Source organism: Pseudomonas zhanjiangensis, from assembly GCF_041027545.1.
Classification (GTDB): Bacteria; Pseudomonadota; Gammaproteobacteria; order Pseudomonadales; family Pseudomonadaceae; genus Aquipseudomonas; species Aquipseudomonas zhanjiangensis.
Map to the genome: position 1 here is coordinate 87,812 of NZ_JBFTEG010000010.1, position 18,025 is coordinate 105,836.

At 67.7% G+C, this 18,025-nt stretch carries 12 protein-coding genes and 1 tRNA gene; 2 read left to right on the forward strand and 11 right to left on the reverse strand.

Annotated elements, in window-relative coordinates:
• Nucleotides 1-158 precede the first annotated feature (158 nt).
• The 4 genes from AB5S05_RS13605 to AB5S05_RS13620 form a co-directional block, all read right to left on the reverse strand.
• Complete coding sequence (locus AB5S05_RS13605) at nt 159-806, reverse strand: YceH family protein (protein ID WP_369288067.1); 648 nt, start codon at nt 804-806, stop codon at nt 159-161.
• A 471-nt stretch (nt 807-1,277) separates the two neighbouring features.
• Nucleotides 1,278-5,174 carry a bifunctional proline dehydrogenase/L-glutamate gamma-semialdehyde dehydrogenase PutA gene (putA, locus tag AB5S05_RS13610; RefSeq protein WP_369288068.1) on the reverse strand — a complete coding sequence of 1,299 codons (3,897 nt, stop codon included), beginning with the start codon at nt 5,172-5,174 and terminating at the stop codon, nt 1,278-1,280.
• Nucleotides 5,175-5,270: 96 nt separating this feature from the next.
• Nucleotides 5,271-6,740, reverse strand: coding sequence for a sodium/proline symporter PutP (gene putP / locus AB5S05_RS13615; protein ID WP_369288069.1), 1,470 nt, complete (start codon nt 6,738-6,740; stop codon nt 5,271-5,273).
• Between the two features lie 569 nt (nt 6,741-7,309).
• Nucleotides 7,310-7,384, reverse strand: a tRNA-Arg gene (locus AB5S05_RS13620).
• Nucleotides 7,385-7,506: 122 nt separating this feature from the next.
• Here AB5S05_RS13620 and AB5S05_RS13625 point away from each other — a divergent pair.
• Nucleotides 7,507-7,986 (forward strand): GNAT family N-acetyltransferase, encoded by a 480-nt coding sequence (locus AB5S05_RS13625; protein ID WP_369288070.1) that lies wholly within the window; start codon nt 7,507-7,509, stop codon nt 7,984-7,986.
• Between the two features lie 91 nt (nt 7,987-8,077).
• Here AB5S05_RS13625 and AB5S05_RS13630 read toward each other — a convergent pair whose 3' ends face one another.
• From AB5S05_RS13630 to AB5S05_RS13640, 3 genes are all read right to left on the reverse strand, one after another.
• Complete coding sequence (locus tag AB5S05_RS13630) at nt 8,078-9,475, reverse strand: sodium-dependent transporter (protein ID WP_369288071.1); 1,398 nt, start codon at nt 9,473-9,475, stop codon at nt 8,078-8,080.
• An 85-nt stretch (nt 9,476-9,560) separates the two neighbouring features.
• The gene (locus tag AB5S05_RS13635; RefSeq protein ID WP_369288072.1) at nt 9,561-10,619 is read right to left on the reverse strand and encodes a Leu/Phe/Val dehydrogenase; all 1,059 of its coding nucleotides are present in this window, start codon (nt 10,617-10,619) and stop codon (nt 9,561-9,563) included.
• A gap of 79 nt (nt 10,620-10,698) precedes the next feature.
• Complete coding sequence (locus AB5S05_RS13640; protein ID WP_369288073.1) at nt 10,699-14,166, reverse strand: indolepyruvate ferredoxin oxidoreductase family protein; 3,468 nt, start codon at nt 14,164-14,166, stop codon at nt 10,699-10,701.
• Nucleotides 14,167-14,367: 201 nt separating this feature from the next.
• On the opposite strand from AB5S05_RS13640, the gene AB5S05_RS13645 reads away from it, so the two are divergent.
• Entirely contained in the window at nt 14,368-14,835 is a 468-nt protein-coding gene (locus AB5S05_RS13645; RefSeq protein WP_369288074.1) for an Lrp/AsnC family transcriptional regulator, read from the forward strand.
• A 20-nt stretch (nt 14,836-14,855) separates the two neighbouring features.
• On the opposite strand, the gene phnP is transcribed toward AB5S05_RS13645, so the two are convergent.
• Genes phnP through phnL form a run of 4 tightly spaced genes read right to left on the reverse strand, consistent with a single transcriptional unit; the run spans nt 14,856 to nt 18,019 of the window.
• Nucleotides 14,856-15,608 (reverse strand): phosphonate metabolism protein PhnP, encoded by a 753-nt coding sequence (gene phnP / locus AB5S05_RS13650; protein WP_369288075.1) that lies wholly within the window; start codon nt 15,606-15,608, stop codon nt 14,856-14,858.
• Nucleotides 15,599-16,165 carry a phosphonate metabolism protein/1,5-bisphosphokinase (PRPP-forming) PhnN gene (gene phnN, locus AB5S05_RS13655; RefSeq protein WP_369288076.1) on the reverse strand — a complete coding sequence of 189 codons (567 nt, stop codon included), beginning with the start codon at nt 16,163-16,165 and terminating at the stop codon, nt 15,599-15,601. Before phnN ends, phnP begins: the two co-directional genes overlap by 10 nt.
• Entirely contained in the window at nt 16,165-17,310 is a 1,146-nt protein-coding gene (locus AB5S05_RS13660) for an alpha-D-ribose 1-methylphosphonate 5-triphosphate diphosphatase (protein ID WP_369288077.1), read from the reverse strand. Before AB5S05_RS13660 ends, phnN begins: the two co-directional genes overlap by 1 nt.
• Nucleotides 17,300-18,019, reverse strand: a complete 720-nt coding sequence (gene phnL, locus AB5S05_RS13665; RefSeq protein WP_369288078.1) for a phosphonate C-P lyase system protein PhnL — start codon at nt 18,017-18,019, stop codon at nt 17,300-17,302. The genes AB5S05_RS13660 and phnL overlap by 11 nt, the downstream gene beginning before the upstream one ends.
• Nucleotides 18,020-18,025 lie beyond the last annotated feature (6 nt).

The following is an 18,025-nucleotide window of genomic DNA, read 5'->3' on the forward strand; positions in this document are numbered from 1 at the left end:
GAGTTAGCAATCCCCATCGATTCATTTCCTTGAATAATGCAAATGCCGTATCCACACGGCGGAAGCGGACAACATATGCATCCCCTGTCGATGCGCTCAAGCAATCGACGGGGGCCTGCTCAGTATCTTCTGGTTCACTCGATGCGTTAGCGCAATGCTTATTCCAGCCTTGCCAGGCGCGCCTCAAGCTCGGTGACGCGCGCCTCCAGGGCCTCCAGGCGGTTCTGGTAGTCGCCACCGGCCGGCACCCGCTCACTCTCGCCCGCGCGCGCTTCGAGCAGGGCCTGAAGATCGGCCGGCTCACCCAACAGATGCATGTAACGGTCTTCACGCTGGCCGGCCTGGCGCGGCAACAGGCAGGCCAGGCCGCGAGTGATCAGGCGCTCCAGGTGGTGCTGCACCTGGTCGGCATCCTCGAACTCGTGCATGCGGCTGCTGCGGGTGAACAGCTCATTGACCGTCTGCGGCCCACGCAATAGCAGCAAGCCGAGCAATACCACCTGCGCCGCCACCAGTTCCAGCGCCTTGTCCGCGCGCTGCTCCCAGCGATCGGCCCGGCTGCCCATCACCAGTCTCGCCAGACCACGACCCTCCAGGCTCCGCGATGCCTGGCCGACCTGGCCGGGGTTGAGGTTCATCAGAGGCTCCCGGCTGGTCTTCTGATTACAGGCCAATACCAGGGCGTTCAAGGTCAGGGGGTAAGCCTCGGGCGTGGTCGCCTGCTTCTCGATCAGGCAGCCAAGAATACGGGCCTCGACAGCAGACAGGGGCGCGTCGCTGAAGGCACTCGGGATCTCGTTGGACATGGCATTCATCTCTACGACCCGGATAGGTCGCTAGCCTAGCCTGACTGAGGGCGACATGACACGCTTGCCAGCCATAGCGACCACTCAGTGGCTGCCTGCCGCCCAACGGGGTGGCCAGTCGGTTTCCTCATCGGCGGCATCCAGGCGGCGCCATACCTACTTGCAACCTCTTCCGACGACCTGTTCACCGCGGCGGCCTGCAGGCCCAGGGCAAGGACCTCGAACTGCCTGCCCAAGCTGACCCCGTGGGATGCCCGGCATCGTCCGCGACAAGCTGCGGCGCACCACCGTCATGTGCCACCTGGGCGAGTCACCCCTGCTCTATGCCCTCCACTGGCGGGTCGCCGAACAGCCGCTCTGGGGATTCGCAGCAGCCGGCAATTGCCAGAAGCGCCGCTGGTTTCTGCCAATAGCGAGAAACAGACCTGGCGACGAAGGCCATATGAAGCGCTATGGACGCCAGGTCTGCGACTACTCCATGGTGAACAGCGAGGCGTTGCCACCCGAAGCGGTGGTATCGATGCTCACCGCACGCTCCAGCACGAAGCGATGCAGATAGGTCGGGCTACCCGCGAGCGGGCATCCCGGCGCGCCGCCTGCGTGTCCATCCAGCGCGTAGGGGATCAGTGGTCGGATCGCCCCGTCGCATTCGGCGAGCACGCGATTGAGCGCCTTCACCAATGCAGGCGGCCCGGCGAGGGCGACTGCATCGACGCGGGCGTCCTCGACCAGCTCCTTGAGCGTCGCATCGTCGCCGCTGGTCAGCACACCCAGTGCGCCCTTCGGCAACCCGGCGCCCAGCAGCAGGCTCTGCAGCTCGGCCGCGACTGTATCGACCTCGTACCACAGCACCACGCAATTACCGGCAGCCAGCGCCGCCGCGCATTCGGCGGCGAGCGCGGCAAAGCCGTCGCCGGCAGTCGCCAGACAGGCAACCAGACCGCGCGGCGGCAACCTCAGCTCGTTGCGCTCGCCGGTAGGCCCGGGTAGCGCGGTGGGATCGGCCAACTCCGCCTCCGCCTGGGCGGCGTAGAAACGCAGTGCCTCGGCGGCGCGACCGACGCCCTGCTCGCCGTCCGGATCGTGAATGCGCAGCCGCTGCAGCGAAGCCTCGATCGCCGCCGCCGCCTTCTCCAACAGCTCGGCGCGCTCGGCGACCGCCAGCGCCGACCAGGCCGGCGCCGCCGCTCTTGCCTCCTCGAGCGCACGCCCGAGACACTCGCGCGACACGCCGGCCATGGTCGCCGCCTCGCTGCCGGAAGCAGCGGTAGCCGGCGCCGCGGCGCCCACCATCACCTCGCTGGCGAAGCGCTGCAAGTAATGCGGGCCGCCCGCCTTCGGACCGGTGCCGGACAGGCCTTCGCCGCCGAAGGGCTGGACGCCGACGACCGCGCCGATCTGGTTGCGGTTGACATAGGCATTGCCCGCGCGCACCCGGTCGAGGATGAAGTCGCGGGTTTCGTCGACGCGGGTGTGGATACCGTGGGTCAGCCCGTAGCCGGTCGCGTTGATGCTCTCGACCACCTTGCCGATCTGCTCACCGGGGAAGCGGATAACGTGCAACACCGGACCGAACACCTCGCGCTTCAAGCGCGACAGGCCGTCGAGCTCGAAGGCCACGGGGCCGACGAAACTGCCCCTGCCGCTGCTTGGCCCCGGCTTGACCTGCTTGAGCAGCTTGGCCTCGCCGCGCATGCGCTTGATGTGCTTGTCGAGCAGGCCCTTGGCCTCCTCGTCGATGACCGGACCGACATCCGTCGACAGCTGCGCCGGGTCGCCGACGTTGAGCTCCTCCATGGCGCCGCAGATCATCTTCAGCATCTTGTCGGCGACGTCCTCCTGCACGAACAGCACGCGCAACGCCGAGCAACGCTGGCCGGCGCTCTGGAACGCCGACATGACCACATCGCGCGCGACCTGTTCGGGCAGCGCGCTGGAGTCGACGATCATCGCATTGAGCCCGCCGGTCTCGGCGATCAGCGGACAGAGCGCGCCGTCACGCCGCGCCAGGGTGCGATTGATCAGCTGGGCCACCTCGGTCGAACCGGTGAAGCACACGCCAGTCACTCGCCCATCGGCGACCAGTGCGCCACCGACCCGGGCCCCGTCGCCGGGCAACAGGTGCAGCACGCCAGCGGGAATGCCGGCGCGGTGCATCAGGCGCACCCCGGCGGCGGCGATCAGCGGCGTCTGCTCGGCGGGCTTGGCCACCACCGCGTTGCCGGCGGCCAAGGCGGCGGTGATCTGGCCCGTGAAGATCGCCAGCGGGAAGTTCCACGGACTGATGCAACAGAACACCCCGCCGCCATGCCGGCGGGCCTCCTGGCCAGCTCCGGCCGGCAGGCGCAGGCGCAGCGGCTGGCCGAAGTCGTGCTCGGCGCGCTGCGCATAGTAGCGGCAGAAATCCACCGCCTCGCGCACTTCGGCGAGGGCATCGGCGAGCGTCTTGCCGGCCTCGCGCACGGCGATGGCCATCAATTGCGGCGTCTCCTCCTCCATCAGGTCGGCGAGACGGCGCAGGGCCGCCGCCCGTTCGGCGACCGGCGTGGCGGCCCAGTCGCCAGCATGGCGCTGGGCACTGGCCAGCGCCTGTTCGATATCCTCGGCCGTGGCCTCTGCCGCCTGGCCGACGACACGGCTGCGATCGGCCGGGCTCGGTACATCCCGGGTGTCGCCCGCGCGCTCCTGGCCATCGACTATGGGGCCGGCGCGCCAACCGTCCTTTTCCGCCGCGGCCATGGCGGCGGACAGCTCGCTCAGGGTCGCGCGATCGAACAGATCGCGCCCGGCGAAGTTCGTCCGCCCCGGGCCATAGAGGTCGCGCGGCTGCGGAATCTGCGGATGGGGAATGTAGGACAGCGCCTGCACCTGGGCGACCGGATCGGCGATGATCGCCTCGACCGGCAGCGACTCGTCCTGGATACGATTGACGAAGGAACTGTTGGCGCCATTCTCCAGCAACCGGCGCACTAGATAGGCCAGCAGGTCTTCGTGCCCGCCGACCGGCGCGTAGATACGGCACGGCATGCCGATGCGCTTGTCCTCGACCACCCCCTCGTAGAGCTCCTCGCCCATGCCGTGCAGGCGCTGGAACTCGAAGCCGCCCCTGTCCCCGGCGTACTCGAGTACCGAGGCGATGGAGTGGGCATTGTGGGTGGCGAACTGCGGGTAGAAGACGTCGCGGTTGGCCAGCAGCTTGCGCGCGCAGGCCAGGTAGGCGACGTCGGTGTTCATCTTGCGCGTGTAGACCGGATAGCCGGGCAGCGCCAGCTCCTGCGACAGCTTGATCTCGGCGTCCCAGTAGGCGCCCTTGACCAGGCGCACCATCAGCCGGCGACCGTGGCGACGCGCCATGTCGGCGAGCCAGTCGATGACGAAGGGCGCGCGCTTCTGGTAGGCCTGCACCACAACGCCGAAGCCGTCCCAGCCCTTGAGATCCTCGGAAGCGGAGATCGCCTCGATGACGTCGAGGGAGATGTCCAGCCGCGCAGCCTCCTCGGCATCGATATTGAGGCCGATGTCGAGCCGGGCGGCCTCGAGCGCCAGGGCGTGCATGCGCGGCACCAGCTCGTCCATCACCCGCTGTTCCTGCCACAGTTCGTAGCGCGGGTGCAGCGCCGACAGCTTGACCGAGATGCCCGGCCCGGCATAAATGCCCTTGCCCCCGGAGACGCGACCGATGGCGGCAATCGCACTGCGATAGGACTCGAAGAAGCGATCGGCGTCGGCCATGGTCCGCGCGGCTTCGCCCAGCATGTCATAGGAATAGCTGTAGCCCTTGCGCTCGAACGGCTTGGCACGCTCCAGCGCCTCGTCGATGGTGCGGCCCATGACGAACTGCTTGCCCATGATGCGCATCGCCTGATTCACCGCCTCGCGAATCATCGGCTCGCCGACCCGGGCGACCAACCGGCGCAGCACCGCCCCCGGCGTCTGCCCCTTGACCCCGCGCAAGCCGACCACACGACCGGTCAGCATCAGGGCCCAGGTCGAGGCATTGACGAACACCGAGTCGCTGCGCCCCAGGTGAGCGTCCCAGTTGGCGGCCGACATCTTGTCGCGGATCAGCGCTTCCTGGGTGGCGTCGTCGGGGATGCGCAGCAGCGCCTCGGCGATGCACATCAGCATCACCCCTTCCTGGGTCGACAGACCGTACTGGTGGAGAAAGGCATCGATGCCGCCCTTGGATTTGGCACGTACCCCCTCGACCAGACGGGTGGCCGTGGCCTGGATACGCGACTGGGCCTCGGACGACAGATCGAGCTGGGCCAGTAGCGCCGTAACGCAGCGGGTTTCGTCAGCACGATAGTGGGCGTCGATCTCGCGGCGCAGTGCATCGGTTAGCTGGGGGGGAGTCTCGGAGCTCATTGTCTCGTCCTCGCCGGAAGTCTGGGGCGGACACCTGCCCCCGGCCTTAGTGTCGGCCGGTGCTCAGGGCAGGTGCGCGCAGTGGTGACAGCGCTATTACTGGTGAAGGGTCTTCTCGAAGGCGTCGAACTCGTCCTGGACCGCCGCGGTTGGCGGCGTGCTCATAAGGCTGACCCCGACCACCGTGAGCGCGCAGAGGATGAAGCCGGGCAGGATCTCGTACATGTCGAACATGCCGCCTTCGACCTGCTTCCACAGGATCACCGTCAGGGCGCCGACGATCATGCCGGCGATGGCGCCATTACGGGTCATGCGTTTCCAGAACAGTGACAGGATGATGACCGGCCCGAACGCGGCGCCGAATCCGCCCCAGGCGTAGGACACCAGGCCGAGTACCGTGCTGTCGGGGTCACGTGCCATCAGCACGGCGATCAGCGCTATCAGGATGACCGTGCCACGGCCGATCCACACCAGTTCCTTCTGGCTGGCATTGGGCCGGATCATGGCCTTGTAGAAGTCCTCGGTCAGCGCACTGGACGACACCAGCAGCTGCGAGTCGATGGTGCTCATGATCGCCGACAGGATCGCCGCCAACAGCACGCCCGCCACCCAGGGGTTGAACAGCAGCTGCGACAGGCTGATGAACACCGTCTCGGCGTTGGCCAGCGGCTGTTCGGCGAAGTAGGCGATGCCGGCGAAGCCGGTGAAGATCGCGCCGTACAGCGCCAGCACCATCCAGGTCATGCCGATCAGCTTGGCCGTGGGCATGTCGCTCGAGCGGCGCAAACCCATGAAGCGCACGACGATATGGGGCTGGCCGAAATAGCCCAGGCCCCAGGCCATCAGCGAGACGATGCCGAACAAGGTCATCTCGTGGAAGATGTCGAGACGGGCGGGATCGACCGCCGCCACCTCCGCCACGGTATTGCTCCAGCCGCCATCGGCCGCGATCACCGCGATCGGCACCATGAGCAGGGCGAGAAACATCAGCAGGCCCTGGACGAAGTCGGTCCAGCACACCGCCAGAAAGCCGCCGAGGAAGGTGTAGGAAATGATGACGATGGCGCCGACCCAGAGCGCGGTGCCGTACTCCATGCCGAAACTCTTCTCGAACAGGGTCGCGCCGGCCACCATGCCGGACGAGGTGTAGAAGGTGAAGAACAGCAGAATCACCACCGCCGAGAGCATCCGCAGCACCTTGCTGCTGTCATGGAAGCGGTTCTCGAGGTAGTCGGGCACGGTGATCGCGTCGCGGGCCACCTCGGTGTAGACGCGCAGTCGGCGGGCGACGAACTGCCAGTTCAGGTAGGCGCCGATCGTCAGGCCCACGGCGATCCAGACCTGGTTCATGCCCGAGGCATACATGGCGCCGGGCAGGCCCAGCAGCAGCCAGCCGCTCATGTCCGAGGCACCGGCGCTGAGCGCCGCCACGCCGGGGCCGAGGCGGCGTCCGCCAAGCACGTAGTCGGACAGGTCGTCGGTAAGCCGATAGGCCGCGAAACCGATGATCAGCATGCCGATCAGATAGACGACGAAGGTCACTAGGGTAGGCGTACTCATGTTCATGGCTGTCGCTCCTTACTTGCCCATCAGGTAGGTAACCAGCGACAGCAGAACGATGCCGCCCATTGGCACGATCAGCCAGAACCAGGTTGCAAAACTCAGTGCATGTTCCATGGGAATCCTCACGTTGTTGATGCGCACGGCAATCATCTGGATGAGTCCGATGAATTGCAGAAACGCCCCGCAGCCCCGCGATCGAGCTGCGACTGCAACGCGCTTCCGGCGTCTGTACAGGGCCCGATGGCGATTCATCGGCGTGCACGAACACTGCGCCTTGGCGGCGGGCGGGTCTTAGTAACTATAGGAGAGTTCTACGAGCTTACCGCTCGTCGTACCTGGCAGACGCCGGCAGACGGTTGACGCCCGACGCCAGGGCACCCGCAGCGCAGCGCCCGGAGGCAGGCAGGAAAGAGGAAGACCCGCCAGCGAGCGGCGGGCAACAGACAGGCCTTCAGAGCAATCAGTGGCACCGCCGCTGAACCGAATAAAGGCGCCAGAATCGAAAAACCCCGCTCAAGGCGGGGTTGGTCGTGGATGTCCAAGCGACTGCGCGGCACTTGGCAGCAGAATGATGGCGTCCCCTACTGGAGTCGAACCAGTATCTAGCCCTTAGGAGGGGCTTATTCTATCCATTGAACTAAGGGGACCGAATCGAACCGTCCGAGCGATTGCGACGGCCGGGCGGCATGTTACCCAGCACGAGCGGATTTGTCATGCCGCTGCCATCAGATCATCGCCATACTGCCAGCCAATTCGCGAGGAGATCCGCATGACGCCATCAGCCACCGACGCCCTGCCCGATTCGCCGTTCACCCGCTTCAGCGTCCGCGCCGCCAGTCCCGGCGATGCCAAGGCCCTAGCCGGCCTGCTGCAGCAACTGGGCGAGGACGAGCCACGCGCCGACCCGGCCTTGCTGGCCCTGCGTCTGAACGAACTGCCCAACACCCGCGTGGTGCTGGTGGCCGAGCGCGACGGTCAGTTGCTGGGCACCTGCACCCTGCACCTGATCGAGCACCTGGCGCACAACTTCGCCCGCTCGGCCCTTCTCGAGGATGTGGTGGTGGACGCCGACGCCCGTAGCCTGGGCATCGGCCGGGCGCTGACCCTCAGGGCCGCCGAACGCGCCCGTGCCTGGGGCTGCTACAAGCTGGCGTTGTCGAGCAACCGCAGTCGCGAGGCGGCCCACCGCTTCTACGAACAGTTGGGCTTCAAGCCCCACGGCGTCAGCCTGGCTATGACCCTGGAGTGAGACGCAGCGCCCGGCCACCGATGGTGGACAGGCTGCGCGCTGTTCCCCCTACGCCAGACCGGCGCGGGGGGACACCTTATCCATCCGGCTGTCAGAACAGGCCCATGCTGTGCAGGAAGACCACCAGGATGCCCAGCGGGGTGACCCAACGCAGCACCTGCCACCACAGCTGGAACAACTGTGGCTGGCCGATACCCAGGGCCTCCTGCACGCTGGCACGACTCAACACCCAGCCGGTGAACAGCACCGTGCCCAGGCCGCCGAGCGGCATCAGCAGATTGGTGGTCAGGTAGTCCAGGCTGTCGAAGAAGGTCTTGCCGAACAGGGTGTATTCGCTCCAGGCGTTGAACGACAGCACAGTGCCCAGGCTCAGCAGCCATAGCGCCAGCCCGGTCAGCAGCACCGCCTTGAGCCGACCGATGGCGAAGCGCTCGCCGAGCCAGGCCACGGTCGGTTCCAGCAGGGAGATCGCCGAGGTCAGCGCGGCAATGGCCAGCATGACGAAGAACAGCACGCCGATCAGCTGGCCGAACGGCATCTGGCCGAAGGCGATCGGCAGGGTGACGAAGATCAGCCCGGGGCCGGCGCCCGGCTCGAGGCCGTTGGCGAACACCAGCGGGAAGATCGCCAGGCCGGCCAGCAGCGCCACGCCGGTGTCGGCCACCGCGACCATGATTGCGGTCTTGGCGATCGAGGTGCCGGCCGGCAGGTAGGAGCCGTAGGCCATCATCGCGCCGCTGGCCAGGCTGAGGGTGAAGAAGGCATGTCCCAGGGCCACCAGCACGCTCTGACCGCTGAGCTTGCTGAAGTCGGCGTCGAACAGAAAGTGCAGCGCCTCGCCGAAATGGCCGGTGGTGGCCGCGTAGCCGACCAGCACCAGCAGCAACACGAACAGCCCCGGCATCAGCAAGCTCAGCGAGCGCTCCAGGCCCTCGCGCACGCCCAGGGCGACGATGCCCAGGGTCAGCAGCAGCACCAGGGTACCGAAGCCGGCCAGCTTCACCGGGTCACCGAGCATGGCGCCGAACAGCGCGCCGCTGCTCTCGCCGGTCAGCCCGGCGAACTCGCCCAGGGCCGCGGCCGGCGCGTAGGCCAGCGCCCAGCCGGCGATCACCGCGTAGAAGCTGAGGATCAGGAAACCGGTGAAGATCGCCACGCTGCCGAGCAGCCGCCAGTGGCGGCTGGCGCCGGCAGCCTTGGCCATGGCCGCCATGGCGCCCTCCGGGTTGGCCCGGCCACGCCGGCCGATCATCACCTCGGTCATCAGCAGCGGAATGCCGATCACCAGGATGCACGCCAGATAGACCAGCACGAAGGCGCCGCCGCCGTTCTCGCCGGTGATGTAGGGAAACTTCCAGATGTTGCCCAGGCCAACGGCCGAGCCGGTGGCGGCGAGGAAGAACGCCCAGCGCGACGACCACAGGCCACGGGCGGTACTGCTGCTGGGCGCGCCGGCGATGCTGCCGACGGCGATGCTGTCTTGACTCATTGGGTCTTGCCCTCTTGTTGTTGTGAAAAAGTCAGTCGGGATCCGCACCTAGGGTGGATGGGTGCAGCGCCATCCACCCTACGAATCAGCGCGCGCCGCGCAGACGCTCCTCGGCCAGGCGGTCGGCGATGGCCGTGGTGGTGGCCCCCTCGCGCTCGGCACGCTGGAAGATCTGCGTCAGGGTCTCGCCTATGCCCTCGATATGCGCCTTGAGCTGGGCGGTGCTGCCGCCGGTGCGTTCGTAGCAGACATCGATGATGCCGCCGGCGTTGATCGCGTAGTCCGGGGCGTACAGGCAGCCGCGACGGCGCAGTTCCTCGGCCAGCTCGGCATCGGCCAGCTGGTTGTTAGCGGCGCCGGCGATCACCGGCGCACGCAGCGCCTCCAGGGTGTGCGGGTTGATGATCGCGCCCATGGCGCAGGGGGCGAACACGTCCACGTCCAGGCCGTAGATCTCGTTCTGGCCCACCGCGGTGGCGCCCAGTTGCTCCACCGCGCGGCGCACGTTGGCCTCGACGATGTCGGTGACCCACAGCTCGGCGCCGGCCTCCTTGAGCTGGCGGGCCAGGCCGAAGCCGACCTGGCCGACGCCCTGGATCGCTACCTTCAGGCCCTTCAGGTCGTCGCGACCGAGGCGGTGCTTGACCGCCGCCTGCAGGCCGATGAACACCCCGTAGGCGGTCGAGGGCGAGGGGTCGCCGTTGCGCATGCCACCGCCGAAGGCCTCGCGCTGACCGGCGCCGGCCACGTGGCGGGTACGTTCGGCCATGATCTGCATCTCGGCCACGCCGGTGCCGGAGTCGGCGGCGGTGATGTAGCGCCCGCCGAGACTGTCGACGAAATCGCCCATGGCCTGGAACAACGCCTCGCTCTTGCCGGTGTGCGGGTTGCCGATGATCACCGCCTTGCCGCCGCCGAGCGGCAGGTTGGCCAGGGCCGACTTGTAGCTCATGCCGCGGGACAGGCGCAGCACGTCGCGCAGCGCTTCGTCGTCGTTGCCGTAGGCCCACATGCGGCAGCCACCCAGGGCCGGACCGAGGCTGGTGTCGTGAATGGCGATGATGGCCTTCAGGCCGGATGCCTGGTCGTGGCCATAGACGACGTGCTCGTGGTGATCGAAATCGACGTGGGAAAACACGGACATGGGGGTTCCTCGGGTTTCTTGTTGTAGGGGATCGCCCCTCTCCCGGATGAGAGAGGGTTTCGGCTAAGGGTTGGAGGACTCAGGCGGCCGGTTCGAACAGCTGCACGGCCTGGATTTCGCTGACCAGCAGGCGGGCCTTGAGCTGGCGCTGCTGCTCGCGCACCTTGGCCAGCGCCTGCTCCTTGACGTGGCCGTAGCCGCGGATCTGCTCCGGCAGCTCGGCCAGGGCCACCGCGCTGCGGTAGTTGCCGGCGTTGAGCTCGTTGAGCAGGCAGGCGACGTCGGCCTCGTAGTCCTCGATCAGCTCGCGCTCCAGCCGGCGCTCGGCGCTGTAGCCGAACGGGTCCAGCGGCGTGCCACGGAGGATCTTGAACTTGGCCAGCAGGCCAAAGGCCTTGAGCATCCAGGGGCCGAAGACGCGCTTGCGCGGCGCCCCGGTGAGCGGATCAGGCTTGCTCAGCCAGCTCGGCGCCAGGTGGAACTGCAACTGATAGTCGCCCTGGAACTGCGCCTCGAGCTGCTTGATGAAACTGCCATCGCTGTACAGCCGGGCCACCTCGTACTCGTCCTTGTAGGCCAGCAGCTTGAAGTAGTAGCGCGCCACTGCCTTGCTCAGGGCCTGGTCGGCGTTCTGGTCGGCGCGGGCCACGCGCTGCACCAGTTCGCGGTAGCGCTCGGCATAGCCGGCGCTCTGGTACGCGGTCAGGCGCGCCACGCGATCCTTGACGATCTCCTCCAGGCTCTCGCAACGCGGCGCCTCGACCACCGCCGGCTGGGCCAGCTTCTCCACGGCCGCCAGGTCATGGGCGGCGCGGCGCCCCCAGAGGAAGGCCTGCTGGTTGAGCGCCACGGCCACGCCGTTGAGTTCGATGGCCTTGTCGATGGCCTCGGCCGAGATCGGCACCAGGCCCTTCTGATAGGCGAAACCGAGCATGAACAGGTTGCTGGCGATGCTGTCGCCGAGCAGGCGGGTGGCCAGGCGGGTGGCGTCGACGAAGTGGGTCTTGGCTGCGCCCACCGCCTCGATCAGCGCCTCGCGCATGGCCGCGCCGGGCACCTGGGCGTCCGGGTTGCGGGTGAACTCGGCGGTGGCCGCCTCGTGGCTGTTGATCACCGCATGGGCGATCTTGTCATTGAGCTTGGCCAGGGCGTCCTCGCTGGCCGAGACCACCAGGTCGCAGCCGAGCAGCAGGTCGGTCTCGCCGGCGGCGATGCGCACCGCGTAGATGTCGTCCTGCTTGGCGGCGACGCGGATGTGGGTCACCACCGGGCCGAACTTCTGCGCCAGGCCGGCCTGGTCGAGCACGCTGCAGCCCTTGCCTTCCAGGTGCGCGGCCATGCCCAGCAACGCGCCGACGGTGGTCACGCCGCTGCCGCCAACCCCCGGCAGGAGGATGTTCCACGGCCGCGCCAGATCCGGCTGCTTGGGCTCGGGCAGCGCCTCGAACAGGGCGTTCTTGCCCACCGCCTCGGGCTTGCGCAGGCTGCCGCCGTGCACGGTGACGAAGCTCGGGCAGAAGCCCTCGACGCAGGAGAAGTCCTTGTTGCAGGCATTCTGGTCGATCTCGCGCTTGCGCCCCAGTTCGGTTTCCAGCGGCAGCACCGACAGGCAGTTGGACTTGACACTGCAATCGCCGCAGCCCTCGCACACCGCCGGGTTGATGAAGGCACGCTTCTGCGGGTCGACCAGCTTGCCGCGCTTGCGCCGGCGGCGCTTCTCGGTGGCGCAGGTCTGGTCGTAGATGATCACCGAGCAGCCCTTGAACTCGCGCAACTCGCGCTGCACCGCGTCCAGCTCGCTGCGGTGGTGGAAGCTGACGATGGGCGCGAAGGTCTCGCGGGTCGGGTATTTCTCCGGCTCGTCGCTGACCAAGGCGATGCGCTTGACCCCCTCGGCGAACACCTGCTGGCTGAGCTGGTCGACGCGCAGTTCGCCGTCGATCGGCTGGCCGCCGGTCATGGCCACGGCGTCGTTGTAGAGGATCTTGTAGGTGATGTTGACCCCGGCGGCCACGGCCGCGCGCAGGGCCAGCTGGCCGGAGTGGAAGTAGGTGCCGTCGCCGAGGTTCTGGAAGATGTGCGGGGTGTCGGTGAACGGCGCCTGGCCGATCCAGGTGGCGCCCTCGCCGCCCATCTGGGTGAAGGTGTCGGTGTTGCGGTCCATCCACTGGGTCATGTAGTGGCAGCCGATGCCGCCCTGGGCGCGGCTGCCTTCGGGCAGCTTGGTCGAGGTATTGTGCGGGCAGCCGGAGCAGAAATGCGGGGTGCGCACGGTGCTGTGCTTGGGCGCGGCCAGGGCCGCCTCCTTGGCCGCGAGGAAGGCCAGGCGCTCCTCGATGCTGGCGCTGGAGTAGATCGGCGCCAGGCGCTTGGCGATCACCCGGGCGATCATCGCCGGGGTCAGCTCGGACAGGTTCGGCAGCAGCGAGTTGCCCTCCTCGTCGAACTCGCCGACCACCCGTGGGCGCTTGCCCACCGGCCAGTTGTACAGCTGGCCGGTCAGCTGGTCCTCGATGATGCTGCGTTTTTCCTCGACCACCAGGATCTCGTCCAGGCCCTCGGCGAACTCGTGCACCGAGACCGGCTCCAGCGGCCAGCTCATACCGATCTTCAACACGCGCAGGCCGACCTGGGCGCACAGTGCCTCGTCCAGGCCGAGGTCGTCCAGGGCCTGGCGCACGTCCAGGTAGGACTTGCCGGTGGTGATGATGCCCAGGCGCGGGTTGGGCGAATCGAGCATCACCGGGTTGAGGTTGTTGGCGCGGGCGAAGGCGCGGGCCGCGTAGATCTTGTAGGTGTTGAGGCGCTTCTCCTGGACCAAGGGTGGGTCCGGCCAGCGGATGTACACGCCATCTTCGGGCAGTTCGAAGTCCTTGGGAATCTTGACCTCGACCCGCAGCGGGTCGACGTCGACCACGGCGGAGGAGTCGACGTTCTCGGCGATGGTCTTCAGCGCCACCCAGCAACCGCTGTAGCGCGACAGCTCCCAGCCGATGATGCCGTAATCGAGGATTTCCTGAACGTTGGCCGGGTTGAGCACCGGAATCGAGGCGGCAATAAAGGCGTGTTCGCTCTGGTTGGCGATGCTCGAGGACTTGCAGCCATGGTCGTCGCCGGCCAGCAGCAGCACGCCGCCGTGCTCGGAGACGCCGGCCGAGTTGCCGTGCTTGAACACGTCGCCACAGCGATCGACGCCCGGGCCCTTGCCATACCACATGGAGAACACGCCGTCGTAGCGCGCGCCGGGGAACAGGCTGGTCTGCTGGCTGCCCCACACCGCGGTAGCGGCCAACTCCTCGTTGACCCCGGGCTGGAAGTGGATGTGATTCTCCTGGAGGAAGGACTTGGCCTCCCACAGGCTCTTGTCCAGGTTGCCCAGCGGCGAGCCGCGGTAGCCGGAGATGAAGCAGGCGGTATTCAGGCCGTGGGCCGTGTCGCGCTGCTTCTGCAGCATCGGCAGGCGGGTCAGCGCCTGGGTGCCGGTGAGGTACAGGTGACCTGTAGCAAGGCGGTACTTGTCATCCAGGCGGATCTCGGCCAGAGACATGCGGGCGCTCCTTTTATTTTTATGGCGAGCTGCGCGGGCACCGGTTAATGCCTGCGCGGTTCTGTTGCCGGCGGGATCACCGCGGGCAACGACTGAGCAAGAATATGACTGAGCGGTATCGCTTTTTTCTTTCTTTTTTCGACCTGCAACAGCAATATTTCGCATGACTAATTCAATAAAAACAAAATTCAGGAATCATTCATGCAAAACTCGCTGAGCCCCATCGATCGCAAGATTTTGCGCCTGCTGCAACACAACGCCGAACTGTCCGCGGCGGAGGTGGCGGAGAAGGTCGAGTTGTCACAATCGCCCTGCTGGCGGCGGATTCACCGCATGCAGGAAGACGGCCTGATCGAACGCAGGGTCGCCCTGCTCAACCACAAGCGGCTCGGCTTCAGCATCACGGTGTTCGTCGACATCAAGCTGTCGGCCCACGGCCGCAGCAACCTGGAGGAATTCGAGCAGGCGGTGGTCGGCTATCCCGAGGTGCTGGAGTGCTACACCATGGCCGGCGGCTCGGACTACCTGCTCAAGGTGGTGGCCAAGGACATCGCCGGCTACGAGCGCTTCCTGCGCGACCACCTGCTGCAGCGCCCGCATGTGCAGGAGGCGCATTCGAACATCGCCATGAGCGAGGTCAAGCGCACCACCGAGCTGCCGTTGGACTGACCGGCAGCGTCTCGCCGCCCTTACAGCACCCGTCCATCGAAGGCCAGACTGACCCCGGCCGGCAGTGCATCCGGGTGATCGAGCAGCCAGGCGTCGAAGCTGTGCCCGATATGGGTGAGCACCGCCTCGGCCGGGGCCAGCTGCTCGATCACCTGCAGCGCCCGGGTCAGGTCGTTGTGGTTGCGCGGCGCCTGTGGCTGCGGCGCGGTCGAGCAGTCCAGCACCAGCAGGTCCAGCGGCCCGCCCGCTTGCAGGTGGGCGGCGGTGTCGGGCGGCACGCCGAGCGTGTCGGTCAGGTAGGCCAGGCGCCTGCCCTGGCCTTCGAACAAATAACCGAAGGTCGGCTTGGAGTGGGTGAGCGGCAAGGCGGTCACCGCCAGCTCGCCGAAAGTACGGCGCTCGAAGGCGGCGAAAGGCCGGGAGAAATCGAGGATCCCCGGATGCTTGTACAGGTCGGCCAGGCCCTCGGGGTCGGCCGGCCCATGCACCGGGATGACCAGACCCTGGCCCCAGCGCAGCTGCAGCAGGCCCTGAGCGTGGTCGGCGTGGTAGTGAGTCTGCAGGATGCCGGACAGGCTGTGGGGCGCGAAGCGCTCGGCCAGGTCGGTCAGGCCGCTGTCGATCAGCCAGCGCTGGGCGCCACACTCGATCAGCGCACAACAGGGACCGCGGCGGCGCTGCGGCTGGAGCCGGGCGCAGGCGCAGGCCACGCAGTCGCAGTTGTACACCGGCACCTGGCGGGCATCGCCAGTGCCGAGCAGGGTCAGGCGCATGGATCATGGCCCCCGATCAGGCCCAGCAGGTTGTCGACGGTGCGCTGCAGTTCGCCGGAGTTGTCCAGCAGGTGTAGCCGTTCGTCCTGCACCGCGGCGCCACCGGCAAACTGGGCATTGCGCGCCAGGCGCGCCTCGACCTCGGCGAGGGTCTCGCGGCCCCGGGCCAGCAGACGCTGGCGCAGCACCGCCAGCTCGACCGTCAGCAGCACCGGCAGCAGCGTCGGGTAGCGCTGGCGTGCCTGCGCCAGGTAGCCGCGCGAGCCGTTGACCAGCACATGCTCGCCGGCCGCCAGCCAGGCGTCGATCTGTCCGGGAATGCCGTAGGCCAGGCCGTTGGCGCGCCAGCTCATGGCGAAGGCGCCGGCGCGCTCCTCGGCCTCGAACTGCGCCGGCGACAGCGCCAGGGCGTCCTCGCCGACCGCCTCGGCCGAGCGGGTGATCACCCGCCGGGCGATGCGGCAGCCGCGCGCGGCCAATGGCTCGCGCGCGGCATCGAGCAGACTGTCCTTGCCCGAGCCGGAGGGTCCCATCAGGTAGATCAAGCTGCCACTCATCAGAACACCCTGTTTGCCTGTCGCCAGACCTGGCGAATCAGCGCCTGGCCCTGGTGCACCCGCGCCTGGACCAGGTCGGCACGCAGGCCGACGCGAATCTCGCCGCGGTCTTCCAGCCCCGCCGCCCGCGCCGGCACCCGGCTGACCGTGGCGATGGCGCGCGGCAGGTCGTAGTCGTTGTCCTGGCCGGCCACGAGTAACGCCGCCTGCAGCAGGCTGGCCGGATAATAGTCGCTGGAAAGGATATCCAGCACGCCGTGGCGCGCCAGTTCGGCGGCGGCGATATTACCCGAGTGGGAGCCGCCGCGAACGATGTTCGGCGCCCCCATCAGCACCTTGAGCCCTCGCTCGTGGCTGGCCCGGGCCGCTTCCAGGGTGGTGGGGAATTCGGCGATGGCCATGCCGAAGCCTGCCGACTCCTCGACGTGGGCCATGGTCGCGTCGTCGTGACTGGCCAGGGCCAGGCCGCGGGCCTGGCAGTCGGCGACTATGGCGCGGCGGTGGCGATCGCTGTACTGGCGGGAGTTGTCCAGCTGCTCGGCGATGAAGGCGTCCATCTCCACCACGCTCAGGTGGTACTTGCCCATGTAGTACTCGCGGTATTTCGCCTCCTGGGCGAACTGGCGCTGACCCGGCGAGTGGTCCATCACCGACACCAGCTGTACCAGCGGGTGCTCGACCAGGTCGCGGTACACCGCCAGCACATCCGGGTGGCACAGCTCGCAGCGCAGGTGCAGGCGGTGCTCGGCGCGGGTGTGGCCGGCGGCCTCGGCGGCGGCGATGGCCTCGAGCATCGCCGGCAACTGTTGCATGCGCTTGCCGCGCGGGTTGATGTCGCCGATGGCCAGGGCGTCGAACACTGTGGTGATGCCGGCGGCGACGATCTGCGCGTCATGGGTCTGCACCGCCGAGGCCGACGGCCAGTCGACCCCCGGCCGCGGGCTCATGTGCTTCTCCAGGTTGTCGGTGTGCAGCTCGATCAGCCCCGGCAGCAGGTAGTCGCCGCCCAGGTCCTCGGCCTGCGGCAGCTGGCTGCTGCCCTCCTCCACGGCGGCGATCAGACCGTCGCGCAGCACCAGGGTGCCGAGGAACTCGCGCTCGGCGGTGACCACCCGGGCGTTGCTGAGAATGCGTTCAACCGGCATAGACGAACTCCTTGTCGAGCTGAGTTTGCGGACTCATGTCCAGGTAACGGTCGGCCACCGCCTCGCGGGCGGCGCGATCGTGGAAGATGCCGATCAGGGCGGCGCCGGCGGCCTTGGCCTCGCCGATCAGCTCCAGCACTACCTGGCGGTTGGCCTCGTCCAGCGAGGCGGTCGGCTCGTCCAGCAGCAGCAGCGGCCACTCGACCATGAAGCCGCGGGCGATATTGACCCGCTGCTGCTCGCCGCCGGAGAAGGTCCCCGGCGCCAGCTGCCAGAGCGCCTCGGGGATGTTCAGCCGGCTCAGCAGGCGCATGGCCCGCGCCTCGGCATCGGCCCGGCACCAGCCACGGGCCAGGGCCGGCCCCATCACCACATCCAGGGTGCTGACCCGCGGAATCACCCGCAGGAACTGGCTGACGTAGCCCAGCGTCTGCCGGCGCACCTCGAGCACCTGGCGCGGCTCGGCCCCGACCAGCTCGACCCAGGCATCACGGTGGCGCACGCGGATGCTGCCGCCGGCCGCCAGGTAGTTGCCGTAGAGGGTGCGCAGCAGGGTCGACTTGCCCGCCCCGGACTGGCCGTGGAGCACCAGGCACTCGCCGCCACGCACGCTGAAGTTCAGCCCGCTCAGCACGTTCAGCACCACGCCGTGCTGCTGATGCAGGGTAAAGGTCTTGCTGAGGCCGGAGACCTCGATCAGGGTATCCATCCGTTG